At 68.4% G+C, this 20,365-nt stretch carries 13 protein-coding genes and 5 pseudogenes; 13 read left to right on the top strand and 5 right to left on the bottom strand.

Annotated elements, in window-relative coordinates:
* Nucleotides 1-23: 23 nt before the first annotated feature.
* Nucleotides 24-283, top strand: a pseudogene (locus GA0070624_RS17230) (transposase); the annotation flags it as partial.
* 75 nt (nt 284-358) lie between these two features.
* A pseudogene (locus GA0070624_RS17225) lies at nt 359-449 on the top strand (DDE-type integrase/transposase/recombinase); the annotation flags it as partial.
* A 23-nt stretch (nt 450-472) separates the two neighbouring features.
* On the opposite strand, the pseudogene GA0070624_RS17220 reads toward GA0070624_RS17225, so the two are convergent.
* Nucleotides 473-1,093, bottom strand: a pseudogene (locus GA0070624_RS17220) (tyrosine-type recombinase/integrase); the annotation flags it as partial.
* An 841-nt stretch (nt 1,094-1,934) separates the two neighbouring features.
* Nucleotides 1,935-2,858, bottom strand: a complete 924-nt coding sequence (locus tag GA0070624_RS17215) for a LysR substrate-binding domain-containing protein (protein ID WP_091342362.1) — start codon at nt 2,856-2,858, stop codon at nt 1,935-1,937.
* 84 nt (nt 2,859-2,942) lie between these two features.
* On the opposite strand from GA0070624_RS17215, the gene GA0070624_RS17210 reads away from it, so the two are divergent.
* The 7 genes from GA0070624_RS17210 to GA0070624_RS17180 all read left to right on the top strand — a co-directional run bounded on the left by GA0070624_RS17210 (nt 2,943) and on the right by GA0070624_RS17180 (nt 10,299).
* On the top strand, nt 2,943-4,586 hold the full coding sequence (locus tag GA0070624_RS17210) for an FAD-dependent monooxygenase (protein WP_176731743.1): 1,644 nt from the start codon (nt 2,943-2,945) through the stop codon (nt 4,584-4,586).
* 25 nt (nt 4,587-4,611) lie between these two features.
* Nucleotides 4,612-5,178 carry a flavin reductase family protein gene (locus tag GA0070624_RS17205; RefSeq protein WP_091342357.1) on the top strand — a complete coding sequence of 189 codons (567 nt, stop codon included), beginning with the start codon at nt 4,612-4,614 and terminating at the stop codon, nt 5,176-5,178.
* A 70-nt stretch (nt 5,179-5,248) separates the two neighbouring features.
* Complete coding sequence (locus GA0070624_RS17200; RefSeq protein ID WP_091342355.1) at nt 5,249-6,823, top strand: 4-hydroxyphenylacetate 3-hydroxylase family protein; 1,575 nt, start codon at nt 5,249-5,251, stop codon at nt 6,821-6,823.
* Nucleotides 6,824-6,894: 71 nt separating this feature from the next.
* Nucleotides 6,895-7,767 carry a dioxygenase family protein gene (locus GA0070624_RS17195; RefSeq protein ID WP_218105183.1) on the top strand — a complete coding sequence of 291 codons (873 nt, stop codon included), beginning with the start codon at nt 6,895-6,897 and terminating at the stop codon, nt 7,765-7,767.
* Nucleotides 7,768-7,772: 5 nt separating this feature from the next.
* Nucleotides 7,773-8,636 carry a hypothetical protein gene (locus tag GA0070624_RS17190; protein WP_141715068.1) on the top strand — a complete coding sequence of 288 codons (864 nt, stop codon included), beginning with the start codon at nt 7,773-7,775 and terminating at the stop codon, nt 8,634-8,636.
* Nucleotides 8,623-9,705: a maleylacetate reductase gene (locus GA0070624_RS17185; protein WP_245718840.1), complete on the top strand. Its 1,083-nt coding sequence runs from the start codon at nt 8,623-8,625 to the stop codon at nt 9,703-9,705. Before GA0070624_RS17190 ends, GA0070624_RS17185 begins: the two co-directional genes overlap by 14 nt.
* 51 nt (nt 9,706-9,756) lie before the next feature.
* On the top strand, nt 9,757-10,299 hold the full coding sequence (locus GA0070624_RS17180) for a DoxX family protein (RefSeq protein WP_218105182.1): 543 nt from the start codon (nt 9,757-9,759) through the stop codon (nt 10,297-10,299).
* 188 nt (nt 10,300-10,487) lie between these two features.
* Here GA0070624_RS17180 and GA0070624_RS17175 read toward each other — a convergent pair whose 3' ends face one another.
* Nucleotides 10,488-11,171: a hypothetical protein gene (locus tag GA0070624_RS17175; protein ID WP_245718839.1), complete on the bottom strand. Its 684-nt coding sequence runs from the start codon at nt 11,169-11,171 to the stop codon at nt 10,488-10,490.
* Nucleotides 11,172-11,464: 293 nt separating this feature from the next.
* Here GA0070624_RS17175 and recD2 point away from each other — a divergent pair.
* Both recD2 and GA0070624_RS17165 read left to right on the top strand, forming a co-directional pair.
* Nucleotides 11,465-13,678: pseudogene (recD2, locus tag GA0070624_RS17170) on the top strand (SF1B family DNA helicase RecD2).
* 430 nt (nt 13,679-14,108) lie between these two features.
* Entirely contained in the window at nt 14,109-15,158 is a 1,050-nt protein-coding gene (locus tag GA0070624_RS17165) for an SEC-C domain-containing protein (protein ID WP_245718838.1), read from the top strand.
* Nucleotides 15,159-15,847: 689 nt separating this feature from the next.
* Here GA0070624_RS17165 and GA0070624_RS17160 read toward each other — a convergent pair.
* Nucleotides 15,848-16,660 (bottom strand): IS5 family transposase, encoded by an 813-nt coding sequence (locus GA0070624_RS17160; protein ID WP_091342345.1) that lies wholly within the window; start codon nt 16,658-16,660, stop codon nt 15,848-15,850.
* Nucleotides 16,661-17,380: 720 nt separating this feature from the next.
* Between GA0070624_RS17160 and GA0070624_RS17155 the strand changes: the two genes are divergently transcribed.
* Entirely contained in the window at nt 17,381-17,599 is a 219-nt protein-coding gene (locus GA0070624_RS17155; protein ID WP_141715067.1) for a hypothetical protein, read from the top strand.
* 26 nt (nt 17,600-17,625) lie between these two features.
* Nucleotides 17,626-18,293: pseudogene (locus GA0070624_RS17150) on the top strand (IS6 family transposase).
* Between the two features lie 139 nt (nt 18,294-18,432).
* Here GA0070624_RS17150 and GA0070624_RS17145 read toward each other — a convergent pair.
* On the bottom strand, nt 18,433-20,295 hold the full coding sequence (locus GA0070624_RS17145; RefSeq protein ID WP_141715066.1) for a S15 peptidase family protein: 1,863 nt from the start codon (nt 20,293-20,295) through the stop codon (nt 18,433-18,435).
* Nucleotides 20,296-20,365: the final 70 nt, after the last annotated feature.

Here is a 20,365-nt window from a genome sequence, read left to right as displayed (position 1 = left end):
GCCGCGACGTGCTCCAGCTTCTTGAGTTGCTGGCCTTCTACGACTTCCCCGCCGAGCACTGGGTGCACCTGCGCACCACCAACCCGATCGAGTCGACCTTCGCCACGGTCCGGCACCGCACCAAGGTCACCAAGGGTCCCGGCTCCAAGCTGCCGGCCTCGCGATGGCGTTCAGACTCATCGAGGCCGCTCAACAGCGGTGGCGGGCGGTCAACGCGCCGCACCTGGTCGCATTGGTCCGCGCCGGCGCCCGCTATGAACGCGGCCGGCTCGTCGAACGACCCGCCACCCAGCCCGTCACGACCCAGCCGCAGCCGCCTGATCAAGATTTCTCATCCACAAGTCTTGACGATTGCTCTCGGGCAGTCGACCAGTACGGGCAGGTCATTGACGTGCTGGTCTCGGCCCGCCGGGACGCCGGCGCGGCTCGGCGGTTCTTCCGACGAGCGCTGTCGACGTTGAAGGTGACGCCCACGCAGGTAGCGGCTGACCGCCCGAGCGGTCTTGGGGCCGATGCGGACGCGGCGGTCTTTGGCGCCCTTGCCGTGATAGCGAACCGAGTCCAGGGAGAGGTCGACGTCCTCAAGGTTGAGGTTGGCCACCTCGGACAGCCGCGCGCCAGTGTTGCACAACACCCGGATGATCGCCTCGTCGCGCAGCTGAACGAACTCCCTCCCCTTGCAGGTGTCCAGGATCTTTTTCGTGTCCTCGTCGCGAATGATCGGGATGAGCCGCTCCGGTGTCTTGGGTTGCCGGACCCGCAGCATGGGCGTCTGGCAGATCTCCCCCTCGTCGACCATCAGCCACTTGAAGAACTGCTGCAGCGCCTTGTGCTTGTTCAGCGCTGTGGCCGCCGACCGGGTCTCGATCATCCACGTCTGGAACGCCTCGATGCGCCGGCGAGTGGCCGCGATCGGCGTGCCCGCTGCCGCCACTGCCTCCGGCTGGCATCCCTGCTCGGCCAGGTAGCGGCCTAGCTGAATCACCGCCAGCAGATAGTTGTACCGCGTGGTCGACGGGTAGTTCCCCGACCGCAACGACCGATCCCAATCGACAAGGAAGGCCACCCACGCCGGCGATAGCCCCGACGTCATCTTGGAGAGATCCCATTTCATGGCTGGCCACCTCCCGGCAGCCTCATCGTCGGACGCCGGCTCGAACGCCGGCACCCAGCGATGAGGCCCGACCGGATAGACAAGCCGCTAGGCCAGTCCTGCTGGCGACGGCGGCCGCCCGCGACAGGTTGCCACCACCCTGAGACCGTCTGCCCGCAGTCAGCTGCGGCGACGTGCACTGACCGGTGAGCGCGGCTGATGGTCACCGTAATGTCGTGCCGCGCACCCCGATCATGACGGTTCGTCCTGAAGATGCGCCGACGCGGCGCTATCGAGTCTGCCCTCACAACCACAAATGGCTAGCCGGACCGCGTGGACACCACGGCTGGGCACCGCCGAGTACCCAACAGCCACCCAACAGCGCGACCGCATGAACCATCCGTTACCCAACAACTCCGTACTGTTCACGGAGCAGGTCTGCGGACGCCATCTGTTGGCTGAACCGGGCAGCATTCGGCACGGGCCGGGCGCCTGTGTCGGGTGTCGACAATCGGGAACAAGAAGGTCCCGGCTCCAAGGAGCCGAACCGGACCAGCACAGCTGCACGTTGTCCAAGGGGGCGACGTCGATTACAAATCCATAATCGTCGTTCGTGGCGAACTACAACTCACACCCAGGTAACCGCGTTGCTGGCGCGCGGTCCCAGCTCGTGTTCGAGGGGGGACACGAACACCAATTCCAAGCACACCTGCTGGAAACAGGTATGCATGCGATGACGGTATGGGCACGTCATCGCATCGGTCAAGCAGCAGGACGAGCCGCCGACAGTGGATGCCCGCCCGCTGGAAGGCGATGTCGGCCACCAGGCCACCCACTTCGGTCACAGGGTGGTGTGGTCGAGCGCGGCAGCGACCTCGCCGATCCGTGCGCGGACCCAGCTGTGCGCCGGGTCGGTCGTGCGGACGGGGCTCCACCACATCGTCTGGGTGATCGACGGGAGATCCATGGGAGGCTCGAGCAGCCGGATGGCCGCGGTACGTTGCAGGAGCGGGACGGCCCGTTCGAGCACCAGGGTCACGAGGTCGGTGCCCTGCAGCAGGAACGGCGCGAGAAGGAAGCTCTCCACAGAGAACTCGACTCTGCGAGTCGGGCCGAGACGGGCCAGGTGCTCGTCGACGAGTGCGACCGGCTTGCCCGCGCCCATGGAGTAGACGACACTGCCGAGTCGCAGGTACGTCTCGAGCGGCATGGTGTCGTCGACCTGGGTGTTGCCGTCCCACACGCAGCATAGCCAACGATCGACGAACAGCCGCTGCGAGGGCAGCGTGGCCCCGCCCATGATCTCGACAGGCTCGATGACAAGGTCGGTCTCCCCGTCGCGCAGTGTTTGCACAGGATCGGGCGAGCGTGGTTGGACTTGGATCGTCACACCTGGCGCCTCGGCGGCGAGGCGCCGAATCAGGGGAGCGATCAGAATCAGCACGCTGTAGTCCGAGCAACTGACTCGGAAGGTGCATTCGTCGGTGGCCGGATCGAAGCCGGCGCGGTCCTCGATGGCGTGCTCAATCAGATTGAGCGCCTCGCGCACCGGCTGGACGAGGGATTGCGCACGTGCGGTCGGAACCAACGCGGTGCCCTCGCGCACAAGCAACGGGTCGGCGAACAGCTTGCGCAGCCGGCCCAGGGCACTGCTCATCCCGGGCTGACTCAGCCCGATCCGGCCGGCGGCGCGGGTGACGTTGCGCTCAGCTAGCAATGCGTCAAGCGCAACAAGCAGGTTGAGGTCCACGCCAGCAAGCTTCATGGCTAGGGACTATATCTGTCACAGATACCGCCTATCCATATCATCCGCTTGGCAGATGTCCCTTGCGTCCTCACGATAAGAGCTGTGACGAAGAACACGGATTCCGACGAGCTTCCGGTCCTGATTGTCGGCGGCAGCCTGGTGGGCCTGTCGACGGCGCTGTTCCTGGCAAAGCACGGCGTCGAGTCGCTGACGGTCGAGCGCCACGCCGGCACCGCCATCCACCCCCGTGCCGGGCACCTGCACCTGCGCACCTTGGAGCTGATGCGGTCCGTGGGGCTTGAGGAGCCCCTGCAACGGCTCTCCGCGGAGCGGTTCTTTCCCAACGGCGGGATCAATGCGATGGAGACCTTGGCTGGCGGTGAGATCGCGACCTACATCCCTAACCTCAATGAGGGAGTGGCCGAGTTCAGTCCATCGCGCCGGCTGTTCGTGGCCCAGGACGCCTTGGAGCCGCTGCTGCGCGAGCGCGCCGAGCAGTTGGGCGCGACACTGCGTTACAGCGCCGAAGTTGTCCAGCTGTATCAGGACGCGGACAGTGTCACCGCCGTCGTTCGGGATCGCACTACCGGAGACGACCGGTCGGTCCGCGCACGGTACGTGGTCGCGGCCGACGGGAACCGCAGCCCGATCCGCACGCAGCTGGGCATCGGAATGCGCGGTCATGGCTTGCTCTCCCGCAGCGCGACGATCTACTTCCAGGCCGACTGTCGGGAGCTGCTGGCGGGCACGGAGCTGGGCGTCATCTACATCGACAACCCGAGCCTGCGAGGGTTCTTCCGCTTCGAGCGGTCCGGCACCTCGGGCTTCCTGGTCGTCAACACGCTCGGCGACCCCACTCGCCCAGGAGCGCTGGACGTCACCAAGGGGCTGACCACCGAACGGGCCGCCGACCTCGTGCGCGCCGCCGTCGGCGTGCCGAACCTGGCCGTCCAGGTCGACGACGTTGCGCACTGGAACGCTATGGCGGAGGTTGCCGAGCGCTACCAGGAGGGGCGCATCTTCCTCGCCGGCGACGCCGCGCATGTCGTGCCGCCCAACGGCGGCTTCGGCGGCAACACCGGCATCCACGACGCACACAACCTGGCTTGGAAGCTGGCCATGGTCGTCCGCGGTGCCGCGGGCGAGGGTCTGCTCGACAGCTATGACGCCGAGCGACGGCCGGTGGGCGGGCTCACGGTTGACCAGGCCTATTCCCGTTACCGGCATCGCGTCACCCCCGAACTGCTCGCCGACGACGTCCCGCCCCTGGTTGACGACTTCAGTATGGAGATCGGCTATCGCTACCACTCGGCAGCCGTCGTGCCGGACGCCGACGCCGCTGATGACTGCGACATCGTTGGGCACCCGAGGGATGCCGCGGGCCGACCGGGTACCCGCGCGCCGCATGTCGAGTACGCGGCTGCTGTCTCCAGTCTCGACCTGTTCGGGTCCGGCTTCGTCCTCCTTTCCGGCCGCGCCGGAGGGGCGTGGCGCGCCGCCGCCCGGGTAGTGGTCGACCGGCTCGGAGTGCCCCTGCAGGCCCATCCGGCCGGAGCGCACCCAGACCTCCTCGCTGCGGCCTATGGCATCACCGAGCAGGGAGCCGTGCTGGTCCGTCCCGACGGGTTCGTCGGGTGGCGCAGCCGGAACGGCGCCGCACGCCCGGACGACGAGATCGCCCGCGCCCTGCAGTCCCTGATCGCCAGGCGGCAGGAGGCTCCCCGGAGAAACACCATCACGATCTAGCGACCCTTAGCGACAGGTGTGACCAATGGCGATCGATCCCCGAGAACTCCGCCGATGTCTGGGGCATTTCACGACCGGCGTCACGGTGGTTACCTGCCGTGCGCCCGATGGAAGCCCGCACGGAGCAACCGTCAACGCTTTCACCGCCGTGTCCCTTGACCCGCCGCTGGTCCTGGTCTCGCTCGACCGCCGCTCGAGGATCAGCCGCCTGTTGGAGGCGGTGCCCTTCACGGTGAACGTCCTGGAGGCCGCGCAGCAGGAGGTTGCGTTGCACTTCGCCGGACGCCCGTGCCTGGAGGAGGTTGCGTGGGGCGCCGACACCGGCTGCGGGGCGCCCGGGCTGGCTCACTGCCTGGCCTCCGTGTCTTGCACCCCCTGGCGGCATTACGACGGGGGCGACCACATCCTCTATCTCGGCGAGGTGCAGGAGTTCCGGATCCGCACGGGCCGTCCACTCCTCTTCCACACCGGTGAGTTCCACGGATTGCACCACGACGCCGGTCCGATGCCCTGGGAGGGATCGGGCGATGGCCCCTCCGCCCTGAGCTGGGTCGCCGACGTGCCCGTCGCCCAACCATCGGACCTTCGATGACAGCCCGGGTATGCACGCCCGGGTCGGCTGGAAGCACCGTCCATATCCAACAACCACGATGGAGCCTGCGATGACCCTGCAACACGAATCGGTCCCCACGCCGGCCGGCGCAGCTGGCCGTCCGACCCGGCCGATGACCGGTGAGGAGTACATCGAGAGCCTGCGCGACGGCCGGGAGGTGTTCCTCTACGGAGAGCGGGTCGAGGATGTCACCACACACCCCGCGTTCCGCAATGCCGTTCGGATGACAGCCCGCCTCTACGACGCCATGCACGACCCGGACCACCGCGACGTGCTGACGACGCCCACCGACACCGGAAGCGACGGGTTCACCCACCCGTTCTTCCGCACACCGCGCAGCGTCGAGGACCTCAAGGCCGACCAAGCCGCAATCGCCGAGTGGGCTCGGATGACCTACGGCTTCATGGGACGCAGTCCCGACTACAAGGCGAGCTTCCTCGGCACCCTGGGCGCCAACGCCGAGTTCTACGGCGAGTACGCGTCCAATGCCCAGCGGTGGTACCAGGACTCGCAGGAAAAGCTGCACTACTGGAACCACGCGATCATCAACCCGCCGGTCGACCGGCACCGCAGCCCCGACGAGGTAGCCGACGTGTTCCTGCACGTCGAGAAGGAGACCGATGCCGGTCTCGTGGTCAGCGGCGCCAAAGTCGTGGCGACCGGTTCGGCGATCACGAACTACAACTTCATCGCCCACTACGGCCTCCCGATCAAGAAGAGGGAGTTCGCGCTGGTGTGCACCGTCCCGGCCGGCGCCCCGGGTATGAAGCTGATCTGCCGCCCTTCTTACTCCAACCAGGCCGCGGTCACCGGCAGCCCGTTCGACTACCCGCTCTCGAGCCGTCTCGATGAGAACGACACGATCTTCGTCCTGGACAAGGTCCTGGTCCCGTGGGACGACGTCCTCATCTATGGCGACACGGAGGCCGCTAGCAGCTTCCTGCCCCACTCGGGCTTCCTGCACCGTCTTACCTTCCACGGCGTCACTCGGCTGGCCGTGAAGCTCGACTTCCTGGCCGGCCTGCTGCTCAAGGGCCTGGAGGCCACCGGCACCAAGGACTTCCGCGGCGTGCAGACCCGCGTCGGCGAGGTCATCAACTGGCGCAACATGTTCTGGGCCATCTCCGACGTCCAGGTCGCCAAGCCCGCCGAGTGGAAGGCGGGAGCGCTGCTGCCCAACCTCGAATACGGCATGGTCTACCGCTGGTTCATGACCGTCGGCTACCCGCGGATTCGCGAGATCATCCTGCAGGACCTGGGGGCCTCGCTGATCTACCTTCCCTCCAGCGCAGCCGATTTCAAGAACCCCGACATCCGGCCCTACCTGGACAAGTACGTGCGCGGCTCGCACGGAATCAACGCCGTCGAGCGGATCAAGCTGATGAAGCTGATCTGGGACTCGATCGGCTCGGAATTCGGTGGCCGCCACGAGCTCTACGAGCTCAACTACGCCGGCAACCACGAGCAGATCCGCGTAGAGGCGCTACTGAACGCCGAGCAGTCCGGCGCCGCGGCCGCGATGAGGGGCTACGCCGAGCAGTGCATGGCGGAGTACGACCTCGACGGGTGGACCGTACCCGACCTCATCGGCAACGACGACGTGTCGTTTCTCAGGCAGCACTGACCACGTCATAAGCCCGGGGCCGGGCCTGACCGACTCCCGGCCCCGGGCGGATGGCTACGAAGGAGGTTGTGGTGGACTTCACCGAGAACGAGTCCGCGCTGGTCGTCGCGAAGAGTTTCGAGACGACCTCCGATCTCAGGCTCCGCGAGCTGTTGCAGGGGCTCGTGCATCACCTGCACGCATACGTGCGGGAGGCGCGACCCACGATGGCCGAGTGGGAGGCCGCAATCGCCTTCCTCACCGAGACCGGCCAGACCTGCTCCGACGCTCGGCAGGAGTTCATTCTGCTCTCCGACGTCCTCGGTGTCTCGATGCTCATCGAAACCATCAACGGTGCCGACGCGCGCGCCGCGGAAGGCGCGACGGCGTCGACCGTCCTCGGCCCCTTCCATATGACGGGGAGCCCCCGGCGTAACCTGGGCGACACGCTGTATCCCGGCCGCGACAGCGACGTGTGCGTGATCGAAGGCCGGGTCGTCGACACCGCGGGACGCCCGGTTGCCGGAGCCGTCCTGGACGTCTGGCAGGCCGACGACAAGGGCTTCTACGACGTGCAGCAGCCCGACGTGCAGCCTCCGGGCGCCGGCCGCGGCATATTCGCCGCCGACCCCGGTGGATGCTTCTGGTTCCGCACGGTGACCCCCTGCCACTACCCGATTCCAACGGACGGACCGGTGGGCAAGCTGCTCGGCGTGACCGGGAGGCATCCGTACCGACCTGCGCACGTGCATTTCATCGTAGACGCCCCAGGGCACGAGCGGCTGACTACGCATGTGTTCGTGGCCGGCAGCGAGTACCTCGACTCCGACGCCGTCTTCGCCGTCAAGCACGGTTTGGTGCGCGGCTTCCAGCGGATAGAGGACCCGGCAGAGGCGGCCCGGTACGACGTGGTCGCGCCGTTCACCCTGGCTCGCTTCGACATCGTCCTGGGTGGTCAACCGTGAGCGTCATGACGGCCAACGCCGTGCCCCTCGATGAAGGGCCGGACTGGTCCGCGAGGTTGTGGCGAAATCCCGACCAAATCCCGGGCCATCTCGGTCCAACCGTCGTAACGATCGGGCACTTCGACGGAGTCCACCGCGGTCATCGTAGGCTGGTGGCGGAGGCGCAGACGCGTGGACACCGGCTCGGTGTCGCTACGGTTGTCGTCACATTCGACCGCCATCCGGCCACGGTGCTCTCTCCCGGCAGTGAGCCGCCAGCCCTGACCGACCTGCACGGGAAAATGGCCCGGCTCGTGGGATGTGGAGCCGACTTCGTGCTCGCGCTGCCGCTCAGCGTGCAGTTCCTCGAGACCAGCCCCGAGGACTTCGTGCGCGAGTTGCTGGTGGAGAGGCTGCAGAGCCGATCCGTCGTCGTCGGGTCGAACTTCCGCTTTGGGCATAGGGCGGCAGGCAGCCCCGCCACGCTCGCCGAACTCGGCCGGCCGAGCGGGCTCGAGGTCGTCCGGATGGGGCTCCTTGAGCACGCGGGCCGGCCGGTCTCCTCGACGCGAATCCGTGCGGAGATCGCCGCGGGCAGACTACGAACCGCCGCAATGCTACTCGGGAGGCACTACCACCTCGACGCCGTCGTGACGGCTCCTCGGCGCGACGGCGTCGACGGCCGCCTTGCGGCTGGACGGGCGTGGCCGGGGGCGGGCCGCTACATCTGCACCGTCCACGACCCGGACGCGGCAGGCCGGCCTACGCACCCTGCGGTCGTCAAAGTCGATGAGCGGGGCTACGTCGCCGTCGCGACGCCCGACCGCCAAACCGGCCGTTCGGCCGTTGGCGCGAGGATTCGAATGGAGTTCCTTCGTGAAGTCCGTTGACCACGCTGACCGCACCTCGAACCTGTCGTTCGTTCACGAGGGGTTGCCGGGCCGCATCGTTTTCGGTGCCGGCTCACGACTGAAGCTCGCGGGGGAGCTGGACCTGATGGGCGTCGACCGCGTCCTCATGATCGTCGCGCCCGATCTCGTCGTCCTCGGTGACGAGCTGGCGGCTCAGCTGGGAGGGCGGGTTGTCGGCCGGTTCACCGAGGTCAGGGAGCATGTCCCCATCGCTACCGCAGTTCGGGCCCGCGCCCTGGCCGCCGAACTCGGCGCGGACGCACTGCTCAGCATCGGGGGTGGTTCCAGCACTGGAACCGCGAAGGCGATCGCGTTGACCAGCGGTCTGCCCCTCGTCGCAGTTCCCACCACGTACGCGGGTTCGGAGGTCACCCCGGTCTGGGGCATCACCGAGAACGCTCGAAAGACGACCGGCACCGATCCTCGTGTCCTTCCGCGCGTGGTCGTCTACGACCCCGAGCTCACCGTGGGCCTGCCGCTCGCCCTGTCGTCGGCGAGTGCGCTCAACGCAGTGGCTCACTGCGTCGATGCGCTGTGGGCGCCCCGTCGCAGTCCGATTTCGGACCTCATCGCAGGGGAGGGCATCAGGGCACTTGCCGCCGGTCTGCGCGCGCTGCCCGCCTCGGGTTCACTCGCCAGGGCCCGGACCGACCTTCTCTATGGCGCCTACCTGGCCGGTTCGGCGTTCGCGACCGCCGGCACTGGCCTGCATCACAAGATCTGCCACGTTCTGGGCGGGGCACTCGACCTACGGCACGCCATGACGCACGCGATCGTCCTCCCGCACGTTCTCGCCTTCAACGCTCCGCACGCGCGAGATGCCGCCGATCGAGTCGCGCAGGCGCTCGGGACCACCGACGCCGTCGCGGGACTCCGATCGCTGGCTTTCGATGCGGGCGTTCCGCGCGGACTCCACGAGCTTGGTATGTCGGAGGACCAGATCGACGTGATCGCGAAACTGGTCGTCGAGAATGCCCCTGCCAGCAATCCATCGCCCCCGACGCCGACCGCCGTGCGCGCATTGATCGAAGCCGCGTGGGCAGGCTGACCGCGCCTGACGTAGTCCATTCACAGGCCACCACAGAAATGAGGAAGAGGAATGTCGATCGACATCGGACTGCTCGTGCTTCGCGCACTCATTGGCTTCATACTGTTCGCGCACGCGACCCAGAAGCTCGCTGGCTGGTTCAGCGGCCCCGGCCTCGACAGGGCCGCCTTGATCTTCGAATCCCTGGGGCAGGTCCCTGGCAGGCCCATGGCGGTGCTCGCATCGATCTGCGAATCGGCGGCTGCTGTTCTACTCATCCTCGGCCTCGGCACACCTCTCGGTGCCGCGATCGCGACCGGAACGATGCTCGTCGCCGGCGTCGCAATGACCGCGAAGGCCGGAAAGTCGTGGAACGCCGGGGGCGGCGGTGAGTATCCGCTGGTCCTGGCCGGGCTCGCGGCCAGCATCGGGTTCACCGGCGCCGGATCATGGTCGGCCGACGCGATCCTGCACCTGCCCTGGGACCGGGCTACCGGCTCCGAGGCCGCCCTCATCGGTCTTGGAGCGGCGGTACTCGGCGTCCTGGCGTCACTCGGTCCCATCGCCCGTATGCTCCCCGCGCGTCGGTCCGCCAACGCGGGAGCGCCGAGGTGACCGTCGCATCCTTATCCGGCCCGACGAACTATCGCGCCGCACTCCGGCGATCGAGAACCGGACAACCGCGACCACGCAGATCGTCCGGATGAGCAGGCGAGCGTCGCGGTGGCCAGCGAACCGGCCGGCCTGCCACCGGTCCCGGCCAGCGCGAGGCGACGGCGCTGTGTGCCGACGCCTTGGTGTCGTTACTCGGCTGGGCTGGCTTGCCGGCGACGCAGCGTACGGATCCACCCCTGGGCGGTGTGCCGGGGCACGTTGTAGTGATCGGCGACAGCCGCCACGCTGCCGGCCTGCTGGTACACCGACTCGAGATCACTCGGTGACCGCCGGTACACGCGACCCTTGCCCGGTGACGCCTCGCCCTTCGCGGTCTGCTTGGTGGCTTTCCGCCCGGCGTTGGCGGCATTGGCGCCTGCGGCTTTCCGTCCACGCGCCCGGGTCGCGCCAGCGGCCGGTGCTTTCGCCCGTGACGCCTGCTTGGGAACGGCGACCTCGGTCGCGTCGCTCTTCACCGGGACAGTCGTCGCCGGCTCGGCGGCGGACGTGGCTGCGGCGACAGGCTGGGCCGCCTCGGTGTCCGCGGCGGGCTCCTCGTCGTCAACGGATACTCCAGCGGGCGCGTCGTCGGCTGCAGCAGCAGGCGCCACAGTCAACGCCTGCTGCCCGCCGACGGCAGGAGTGAGCGCCCTCAGCAGCAGATCCAGATCGACCGCGGGAATCTGGCCAGCGGTCAGCCCGGGCCCGTCCCCCTCACCGGCGCTTACCACCAGCTCGGTGATGCGGGCGGTCTCGCCGTTCAACTCGGCCCTGACGGTTGTGGTCGCCCGGCTGGGATCGTTCGCGGCGATGGTAATGGTGTAGGAACTCACGACTTTGCCTCTCATGTAGGGCAAGGGCCTTGTCGCCTCCTGCGCGAACCATCCCGAAAGGACGACAAGGTGTGGCCTTCCCCGATGCGGTATTCGCTGTTGAAAGGGTAAAAGCTACCGCATGCCCTATTAGCTGCCACCAACCGCATCGGCCGCACCATGCTGCGGGCTGTGGGCGCATGGCGCGCGACCCCCGCTATGGGTCCCGCTCCGCCCGCCGGTTCAGGCCCGTTGCCTAGAAGTAGCAGGCGAGTTGCCGGGTGGGTGTCGGTGCCGGGTCGGCAGGCGGCACGATGGTTTCCGTGACCGCTCCTGCCCACGCGCCGCTCGCCTCGTTGGAGGCGGTGCTGGAGCGGCTGACTTACGTCAACGAGGAGACGGGTTACACCGTCGCCCGTGTGTCCACGGATCGTAGCGCGGATCTATTGACCGTGGTGGGCGCGCTGCTGGGTGCGCGGCCGGGCGAGACGCTGTGGCTGCACGGGCGCTGGTCGTCGCACCCGCGCTACGGCCGGCAGTTCGAGGTCGACTCCTACACCACGGTGCTGCCAGCCACGATCCAGGGCATCCAGCGCTACCTGGGCTCCGGTCTGGTCAAGGGCATCGGGCCGGTGTTCGCCGAGCGGATCGTGGCCCACTTCGGCCTGGACACGCTGCGCGTGATTGAGGCCGAACCCGCCCGCCTGGTCGAGGTGCCGGTCTGGGGCCGAAACGCACGGCGAAGATCACCGCTGCGTGGGAGGAGCAGAAGGCCATCAAGGAGGTGATGGTCTTCCTGCAAGGCGTCGGCGTGTCGACCTCCCTCGCCGTGCGGATCTACAAGCAGTACGGCGACGCCTCCACCGACGTCGTGTCGAAGGAGCCTTACCGGCTCGCCGCCGACGTGTGGGGCATCGGCTTCAAGACCGCCGACACCATCGCCCGATCCGTCGGCATCCCCCACGACAGCCCCCAGCGGGTCATGGCCGGCCTGCAGTACACCCTGTCCGCGGCCACCGACAACGGTCACTGCTACCTGCCCCAGGCCGATCTCGTGGCCGACGCCACGAAGATCCTCGACGCGCCCGCCGACCTCGTCACCGGCTGCATCGACACCCTGGTCGCCGGCGAGGGAGTCGTCCGCGAGACCCTGCCCGGCGGCGACGGGAAGCCGGTGCAGGCGGTGTACCTGGTGCCTTTGCACCGCGCCGAGCAGTCCCTCGCCTCCTCCCTGCTGCGCCTGCTCGGCGACCGGGCCGACCGGCTGCCCCACTTCACTCACGTCGACTGGAGCAAGGCCCTCGGCTGGTTGAAGGCCCGCACCGGCGCGGACCTGGCCCCCGAGCAGGAACAGGCCGTCCGGCTCGCCCTCACTTCGAAAGTCGCGGTGCTGACGGGTGGGCCGGGCTGCGGCAAGAGCTTCACCGTCCGCTCCATCGTCGAGCTCGCCGCCGCCAAGAAAGCCAAGGTCACCCTCGTCGCCCCGACCGGCCGCGCCGCCAACCGCCTGGCCGAGCTGACCGGCCACCCCGCCGCCACCGTGCACCGGCTTCTGCAGCTACGCCCCGGCGGGGGCGCCTCCTACGACCGGGACAACCCCCTCGACGTCGACCTGCTCGTTGTCGACGAGGCCTCCATGCTCGACCTCATCCTGGCCAACAAACTCGTCAAAGCCGTCCCACCCGGCGCGGACCTGCTGCTCGTCGGCGACGTCGACCAGCTCCCTTCCGTCGGTGCCGGCGAAGTCCTACGGGACCTGCTCGCCTCCCCCACCGTCCCGCGGGTGCGGCTGACCCAGATCTTCCGCCAAGCCGCCCAGTCCGGCGTCGTCACCAACGCCCACCGCATCAACGCCGGCCGCCCACCCCTCCTGCAGGGCCTGCCTGATTTCTTCATGTTCGCCTGCGACGACACCGACGCCACCGCCGCCCTCACCGTCGACGTCGCCTGCACCCGCATCCCGGCGAAGTTCGGCCTCGACCCACGCCGGGACGTGCAGGTCCTCACCCCCATGCACCGCGGCCCCGCCGGCGCCGGCGCGTTGAACACCCTGCTGCAGCAGCGCCTCACCCCGCCCGAACGGCGCGCGGGCGGGCGGGCGGGTGTTCCCGATAGGCGACAAGGTCACCCAGATCCGCAACAACTACGACAACGGCCAAGCCGGCGTCTTCAACGGCACCCTCGGCATCGTCACCCACCTCTCCCCCGAGGAGCAGACGCTCACGGTGCGCACCGATGAGGACGAGAGCATCGACTACGACTACGACTACGACTTCGACGAACTCGACGAGCTCGCCCACGCCTACGCCATGACCATCCACCGCTCCCAAGGCTCCGAATACCCCGCCGTCGTCATCCCCCTGACCACCAGCGCGTGGATGATGCTGCAACGCAACCTGCTCTACACCGCCGTCACCCGCGCCAAGAAACTCGTCGTCCTCGTCGGCTCCCGCCGCGCCCTCGGCGCCGCGGTACGTACCGTCGGCGGCGGACGCCGCCACACCGCCCTCGGCTACCGCCTCGCCTGAGTCGGTGATGTTGACACCCGGCTGTTCATGCCCCTCAAGGCGCGCTGGCGTCGTCGAGTGCCAGTCGAGCGACCACAAGATCAATCCGTCTCGAGCTCTTGTTGCTCAGCGTGCCGAAGCCACAAGGAATCGGGGCAAAACCCAGATAGTTCTTGCCTCCCAGGGTGCAAGTTCCCGTGTGACCTGACGAAACATCAGAGTCGGGCCCTGTAACCGGCCACGAATGCCGATTGCGGGGCCTGGCGTGCCCCGGCCGGTGCCGGTCCCGACGACTCGCCGTGGACTCCTCGTCTTCCGGTGCGGGGTTCCCGCCCAGTAGCCGATCCCACGCTCGGTCCGCCGGTCAGGGGGAGATCAACCGGACGGCGTGAGACGGGCGTAACAGGTGATCATGAGGCGGTCGCCATTGCGCCGGACGTACCGTGAGATCGTGCCGACCAAAGACGTGATCACACCCGCTGACCTCGCCGAGATCCGCCGTACCGCGCTCGGAGCAGCCGACCCGCTCGGCGTGGCCGCCGACCTCGCCGACGCGGTGGAGCAGGGCCGACTGGCCGAACCCGACAGCGCCGGAGACGCGCTGACCCTCGCCGCCGAGATCGCCGAGATCCGGTCGCGCCTCGACGCCGCGCTGCGGTACGCGGGCCGTGCCGTCGAGGCGTACCCGTCCGCGGACAACCCGCGGGCCGGTACCGCCCGGGCGGTGCGGGCGCGGATCCTGTTCCGCGCCGGCGGCCGCGAGGACGAGGCGATGGCGGAGCTCACCGCCCTGCGCCCGCTCCTGACCGAACAGCCCGACGCCCCCGCGTACATCAGCGCGGCGCTGGAGAGCGGCGGCCAGTCGCGGACCTCCGAGGAGTGGCTCAGCGAGGCCCTCGACACCCTGCTCGGCCAACGGGCCACGGCCGCCGTGGGGCAGGCGCAGGCCATCACCGCCACCGAGCCCGTGGTGGAGGTTGGTCCGCCGGAGTCCCCCGGGGTGCTGTTCTTCCTGCTCCAGCAGCGCCACCGCGTACGCCGGAACCTGAACCTGCCGCACGACCGGAACGACGACCTGGCGGACCGACTGGAGGCCCAGCTCGTCCGCCGCGCCCAGCAACAGCAGACCGGAGAAGGCGACCTGCTCTTCTTCCCGCAGGCTGAGTTCGACCGCCTGCTCGCCGACCAGGCCGTGCTCGCGGAGAGGTACGGGCCGGACTGGGACGAGCACCGGACCCGGCTGGAGAAGGAGCTGGTGCGGCAGGCCAACGCGGGCGGCACCGGGCTGCACGTGCTGCGCGGGTCGGTGGCCGGGCTGACCGGCTACGCCGACCGGCAGGGCGGCGAACCGACGGACCAGCAGACCCGGGCCGGCTACGCCCGTGAGCTCTCGGCGCGCCCGGACGCGCAGATTCCGTGGCCACCGGAGCGCAACGACGCCTGCTGGTGCGGCTCGGGCCTGAAGTACAAGAAGTGCTGTCTGCCGCGCTCCCGCAGCTGACGAGCAGCGACCCTGGTGGGGCCGGAGCCCCTGAGGTGCATGCACCTCAGGGGCTCCGGTGCTGCCCGGCGGTGCGGTAGGCCGCGAGAGCCGACCGGGCCGAGCGCCTCACGTACGGAGGAGACAGGTCCGGACGCCGGCGGCCGTTGGCCGGTCACAGGCTGCACGGCACGGCGCCCGCTCAGGCGCGTTGCTCCGCTCGTCGGCCAGAGTCGCTCCGCGCGGCCTGGCTCAAACTGGACACCAGCGAGAGGGATGATGCGGACGTGGCCAATGACAGTGGTTATCTGCTCGACAATCAGAAGGCGGAAGCAGGGACTCGCTTTGGCGCCCTTCGTAGGACAGCAGCCCGACGACCAACGTCGTCTCCTCTTCCGGCTGGCCACTCACCCACAAATCCCCAGCTCAGCGACACCGCTGACCGACCGCAATCACCCCTGCGGGCGGTCAGACAGCGGTAGAACTCGGTCCGAAACGTGGACAGCACCCCTAAAGCCTCGACGCGGGCAGCGTCATCCAGCACACTCTTCCTCACGGCCTTGGTGTCGATCACTGATGTCTTCAGCAACATCCATGATCACGCCAAGGCCGCATGCTGTCCACAGTGCACGGACCGATCCCGGGTCGAATCCACAGCTAATCGCGCCCGCAGGTTAAACGACAAGCTAAGAGCCTGGTAGATAAGGGTTTCAGGTGTTTTGGTGGCGGGCGAGGCGGCGGGTCATGACGATGATCATGGCCCATTGGACCATCGCGGCGTGGTGGTCGGGTAGCCGTTCGTAGTCGCGGACGGTGCGTCGGCACCGGTTGATCCAGGAGAATGTGCGCTCGACCGCCCATCTGCGGTGCAGCACGACGAAGGTGGTCTGCCCGGCGAGCTTGGCCACGATGCGCACGGTCAGGGCGAGGTGAGTGGCGGCCCAGTCGACGAGTTTGCCGGCGTAGCCGCTGTCGGCCCAGGTCAGGCCGATGGTGGGGAAGCATGTGCGTAGTGCCCACAGCAGCGGTTTGGCGGCGTCGCGGTCCTGCACGTTCGCGCCGGTGACCAGGACGACGAGGAGCAGTCCGCAGGTGTCGACGGCGATGTGGCGTTTCCGGCCGTTCATCTTCTTGCCGGCGTCGTAGCCGCGGCTGGGCCGGCCGACGGTCTCCGCGCCCCGTACCGACTGGGAGTCGACCAGCGCGGCCGACGGCTGTCGGTGACGCCCCTCGACGTGCTCGCGGACCTGTTCACGCAGGCTGTTGTGCATGCGGTTCAACGTGCCGTCGCGGGTCCAGGTCTTGAAGTAGTGGTAGACGAGCTTGTGGTGCGGGAAGTCGGCAGGCAGCGCGTCCCATTGGCAGCCTGTCCGGTCGAGGTAGCGGATCGCGTCCACGACGTCGCGGCGGGGGTACGTGATTGGCCGGCCGCGCCCGGTCCCGGCCGGCACGTGCGGAGCCAGGACCTGCCATTCGGCATCCGAGGTGTCGGACGGATAGTGCCGTGGCCGGGCGGTGGGCAGGTGATCGTCAACGATAGCCGGGGTGGCGGATGCGGCGACGCCGGCGACAAGGTATACAGACAGGGTTGGGCCTTCGGTCGTGCTGGTTTAGTCGCCTTTGCTCGTACCGAAGGCCCTTCCCCATGTCACGCCGCCACGCCGGCGCCGTCACGATTGTCGATCTTCGCCAGGACCGGCGACCGCCCGAACCCCTTATTTACCAGGCTCTAAGGCCGGTACGTCCGTCACTACAACGGGCGACGTCCCCATCGGGCGTTGCAGCTGCAGCACCACGCTCCGACCGACCCGTCGTCGACCTGACCCACGAACGGATCAAACGCCGACCCACCTCCGGCAGGGCTCATCAACGAATACGAACGCGTCGCGTAAAGCCCCAGCTCAGACCACTGACCAGGATACTGGCACCCCCACAGGCCGCATTCGAGGTCGTCGCGTCCGAGTCACTGTCGCCAGTAGTCGTAGGACTCGCGAGCACGGCCCGAATCTCGCCGTCGTAGCCGCGCCATATATCGCCTTGCCCGTCGCCATCGACGTTCAGGGTGCGGAGCATGCGCGGACCGGTGACCGGATACTTGGACATCGCGGCGCGATGGTCCCGCCCTGCCAGGGCACGTTCCTTAGGTATAGCGACGTTGAGTGACAGTAGGCGTGCCATGATGGCACTCCTTCAGGGCGATCGAGAGCCCTACGGCGATGGCGGGGCTGAGAACAATGTGGGGCGTGGTGTCCGCAGCGGCCCAGACGGTCTTCGCCGTGGTGCTCGACCGCAGGCCGCTGGCCAGCACCTGGGCCCGGGTCGTGGTCGTCGAGATCCTGCTCGGGTTCGGCCTCGTCGTCGGGCTCCTGGTGGGAATCGCCGATCACGAGCGGCTCCGGATGACCCTTGAGGGCACCCGTTGCGTTGAGCGTTGGCAAGGTCGAGGCAGGCTTGAGCAGTGAAGTCATCGACCCGCTCGCGCCCGTGGTTGCCTCCGCCGTCGGCGTTCGCCGGGTTCCGGTTCCCGACCGAGGTGATCGTGTCGCGGTCCGCTGGTATCTGCGCTTCAACCTCTCGTATCGCGACGTTGAGGAACTGCTGCTCGAGCGTGGGGTCGAGGTCGATCACGTCAGTGTCTACCGCTGGGTGCAGCGGTTCACGCCGCTGCTGGCCGACGCCGCCCGGTTCTGCCGCCACTCGCCAGGTGACCGCTGGTTCGTCGACGAGACGTACGTCAAGGTCAACGGCGTGTGGCGGTACGTGTACCGGGCGGTCGACCAGTATGGGCAGGTCATCGACGTGCTGGTCTCGGCCCGCCGTGACGCCGGCGCGGCCCGGCGGTTCTTCCGGCGGGCGCGGTCGACGTTGAAGGCGACACCCGGCGAGATCGTCACCGACGCCGGCGCGGTCTATCCGGGCGTGCTCGACGAGCTGATCCCGTCCGCGTGGCACCACGTTGAACTGTACGCGAACAATCCGATCGAAGCTGATCACAGCCGGTTGAAACATCGTTTGAGACCGATGCGTGGGCTGCGAACGGACAAGACAGCGCAGGTGATCATCGCCGGACACGCGTTCATGCAGAACCTCCGACGCGGCCACTACGAACTCGCCATCGACACCCCGCCGACCACGCGGTTCAGCATCAGGCGGTAGCCGCCCGAGTCACGGTCCTGTGGGCGATCGCCTGTACTTGCGGAGATCGACTTGCGTCGCGGGCCACGGGCATCACAGGGCCTGCAGACAACTTTGGCCGCTGGACTGGGCGGGCTGTTGGTAGGGGTCGCCGCGCGGGTCAACGGATGGTGGTGTTGGCTTGTTGCCGGACCGGCAGCACGAGCCGGGTGGCGGACAAGTCGAGCGCCGCGGTGAATGCCGGGTTCGGTGGCCGGTAGGTCGGCTGGTCGACCTGAGCGAAGTCCAGACGGACTCGGTGACCGGCGGGGAAGGTCCAGTGGTTGCCGTACAACGGCACCTGGACGATGCCGCTGCGGGCGTCGTATCCAGTGAAGTCGAACCGGTAGACGCCTCGACTGACCAGCAGTGCGGCGCCGTCAGGAGACACGTCCCACACCCGTGCCGTCAGCACTGCGGTGAAGGCGCCTGGCGTCGCGGCGTACCGGGCCTCGGCGTGGCTGATCCCAACGAGAGTCTGCTCCGTTGGCAGCGGTTGCGAAACCGCGGTGTAGCCATCGCTCGGCGAGGTGGCCAGTCGGGCGGACGTGCGACAGCCGGCACTGGTGGAGGTGATGGTGCCGCCAGCAACGGCGTCGGTAACGGCTGCATCCGGATCGGTGGCCCCTGATGTGGGCGGCAAGAGCACCGAGCCTTTGAAGTCGACGACGAGGGTGCCCTTGGCGAGGGCGGCAGGGCTGCCCGCGCTGATCGCGTCCGCTGCGGTTGCGGCGCCCGTGCACCGGGTGGGGTAGCTGGACGCCGTGGTACTCGCGGGTCGGCTGCCGGCGATGTTGGCCTGCAGGAACCTCCATGCCTGTTCGTTGATCGCCTGCCACACGCCCGGCGGGTTCTGCGCCCGCGCGTGCCCGATGTCGCCTACCACGACGGCGACGGGCCAGTTCCGGTCGAGGCTCTTGAGGTAGGTGAACATGCGGAAGGACTCCACGGGCGGGAAGAGGTCATCGGTCCAGCCGGAGACCGAGAGGATCGCCGGGGTGCGGCCGGCGTCGCGGCCGGTGCGCCAGCCGGGCTGGTAGTAGGCGGAGTGCCAGCCGCTGAACGCCGTTCTGAGCTGGCTCATCGTCGAGTCGTCCACCCGGCCCGGCGTGCTGTAGGGCTCCCCCGCGTCGACCCTGGCCAGCCAGGCCGTGAACGGCTCCGGGCCGTTGCTCTGTGGGCTCAGGGAACCCTCGTCGAAGACGCCGTTGGCGGTGCCGAGGCTGTAGAGACCACCGACGTAGCTGGACTTGGCCACGCCGATCGGGTTACCGACGCCGACGGTGTCGGGTGCCCCCTGTGCGGACGAGTACAGGTCGCTGCCCCGGTACGGCTCACCGGCGGCCGCTTGAGAAGGTCCGCCGGGGTGGCCGTTGGGCATCAGGGCGTAGGCCAGGTCCGTCCATGGGTACTTCGGCACGGCGACCTGCAGACGCAGTCGGGGCAGGCCGGGCCAGTCGCTCCAGTACTCGCTGCCCGCCTGTGCGGCGGCCTGCAACCAGCTCTCCCCACCGCCGTAGGAGCCGCCGCTGACCGCGACCTGATCCGGGCTGATGTCGGGATAGGCGAGCGCCGTTAGCGCGGCCAGCCACTGGGTGTCCCGGATCTCGACGTCCTTGTTCTTCACCCGGATGGTGCCCGTCGGCGGACACGCCGACCCGCCGGGCGGCAGGCAGGTCGGCGCGGCGCCCGGCGGCGTCGCCGGCTGGTAGCTGGCCTGCGGGCCGTTGTCGCGGAAGCCGCGGGCGGTGTAGGTGAGCACGTAGTAGCCGTGTGCAGCAAACCAGTGGGTGTTCCAGTGGTACTTGTCCGCCCCGTCGGCGGCATCTGAGGTGGATTCCCACTCGTGCTTGTCGTTGCCGAAGCCGTGCAGCAGGACGATCAACGGATGGGTGTCGCCGGTGCCGGGCAGGGGCCGCGTGACGTCCACGTCGAGGGGCGCGCCGTCGAAGCTGGGAACTTGCGCCGCAGATCGTTGCGCCACCCGGGTAACCCGCGCAGTTCGCTCTCAGCGCCCCCGCATCCGGCGAACCGCTGAGCGCGTGGCCCGAAAC

Source organism: Micromonospora rhizosphaerae, from assembly GCF_900091465.1.
Lineage (GTDB): Bacteria > Actinomycetota > Actinomycetes > Mycobacteriales > Micromonosporaceae > Micromonospora > Micromonospora rhizosphaerae.
The sequence above is the reverse complement of the archived record's forward strand: the minus strand, read 5'-3'. Positions and strand labels throughout refer to the sequence as shown.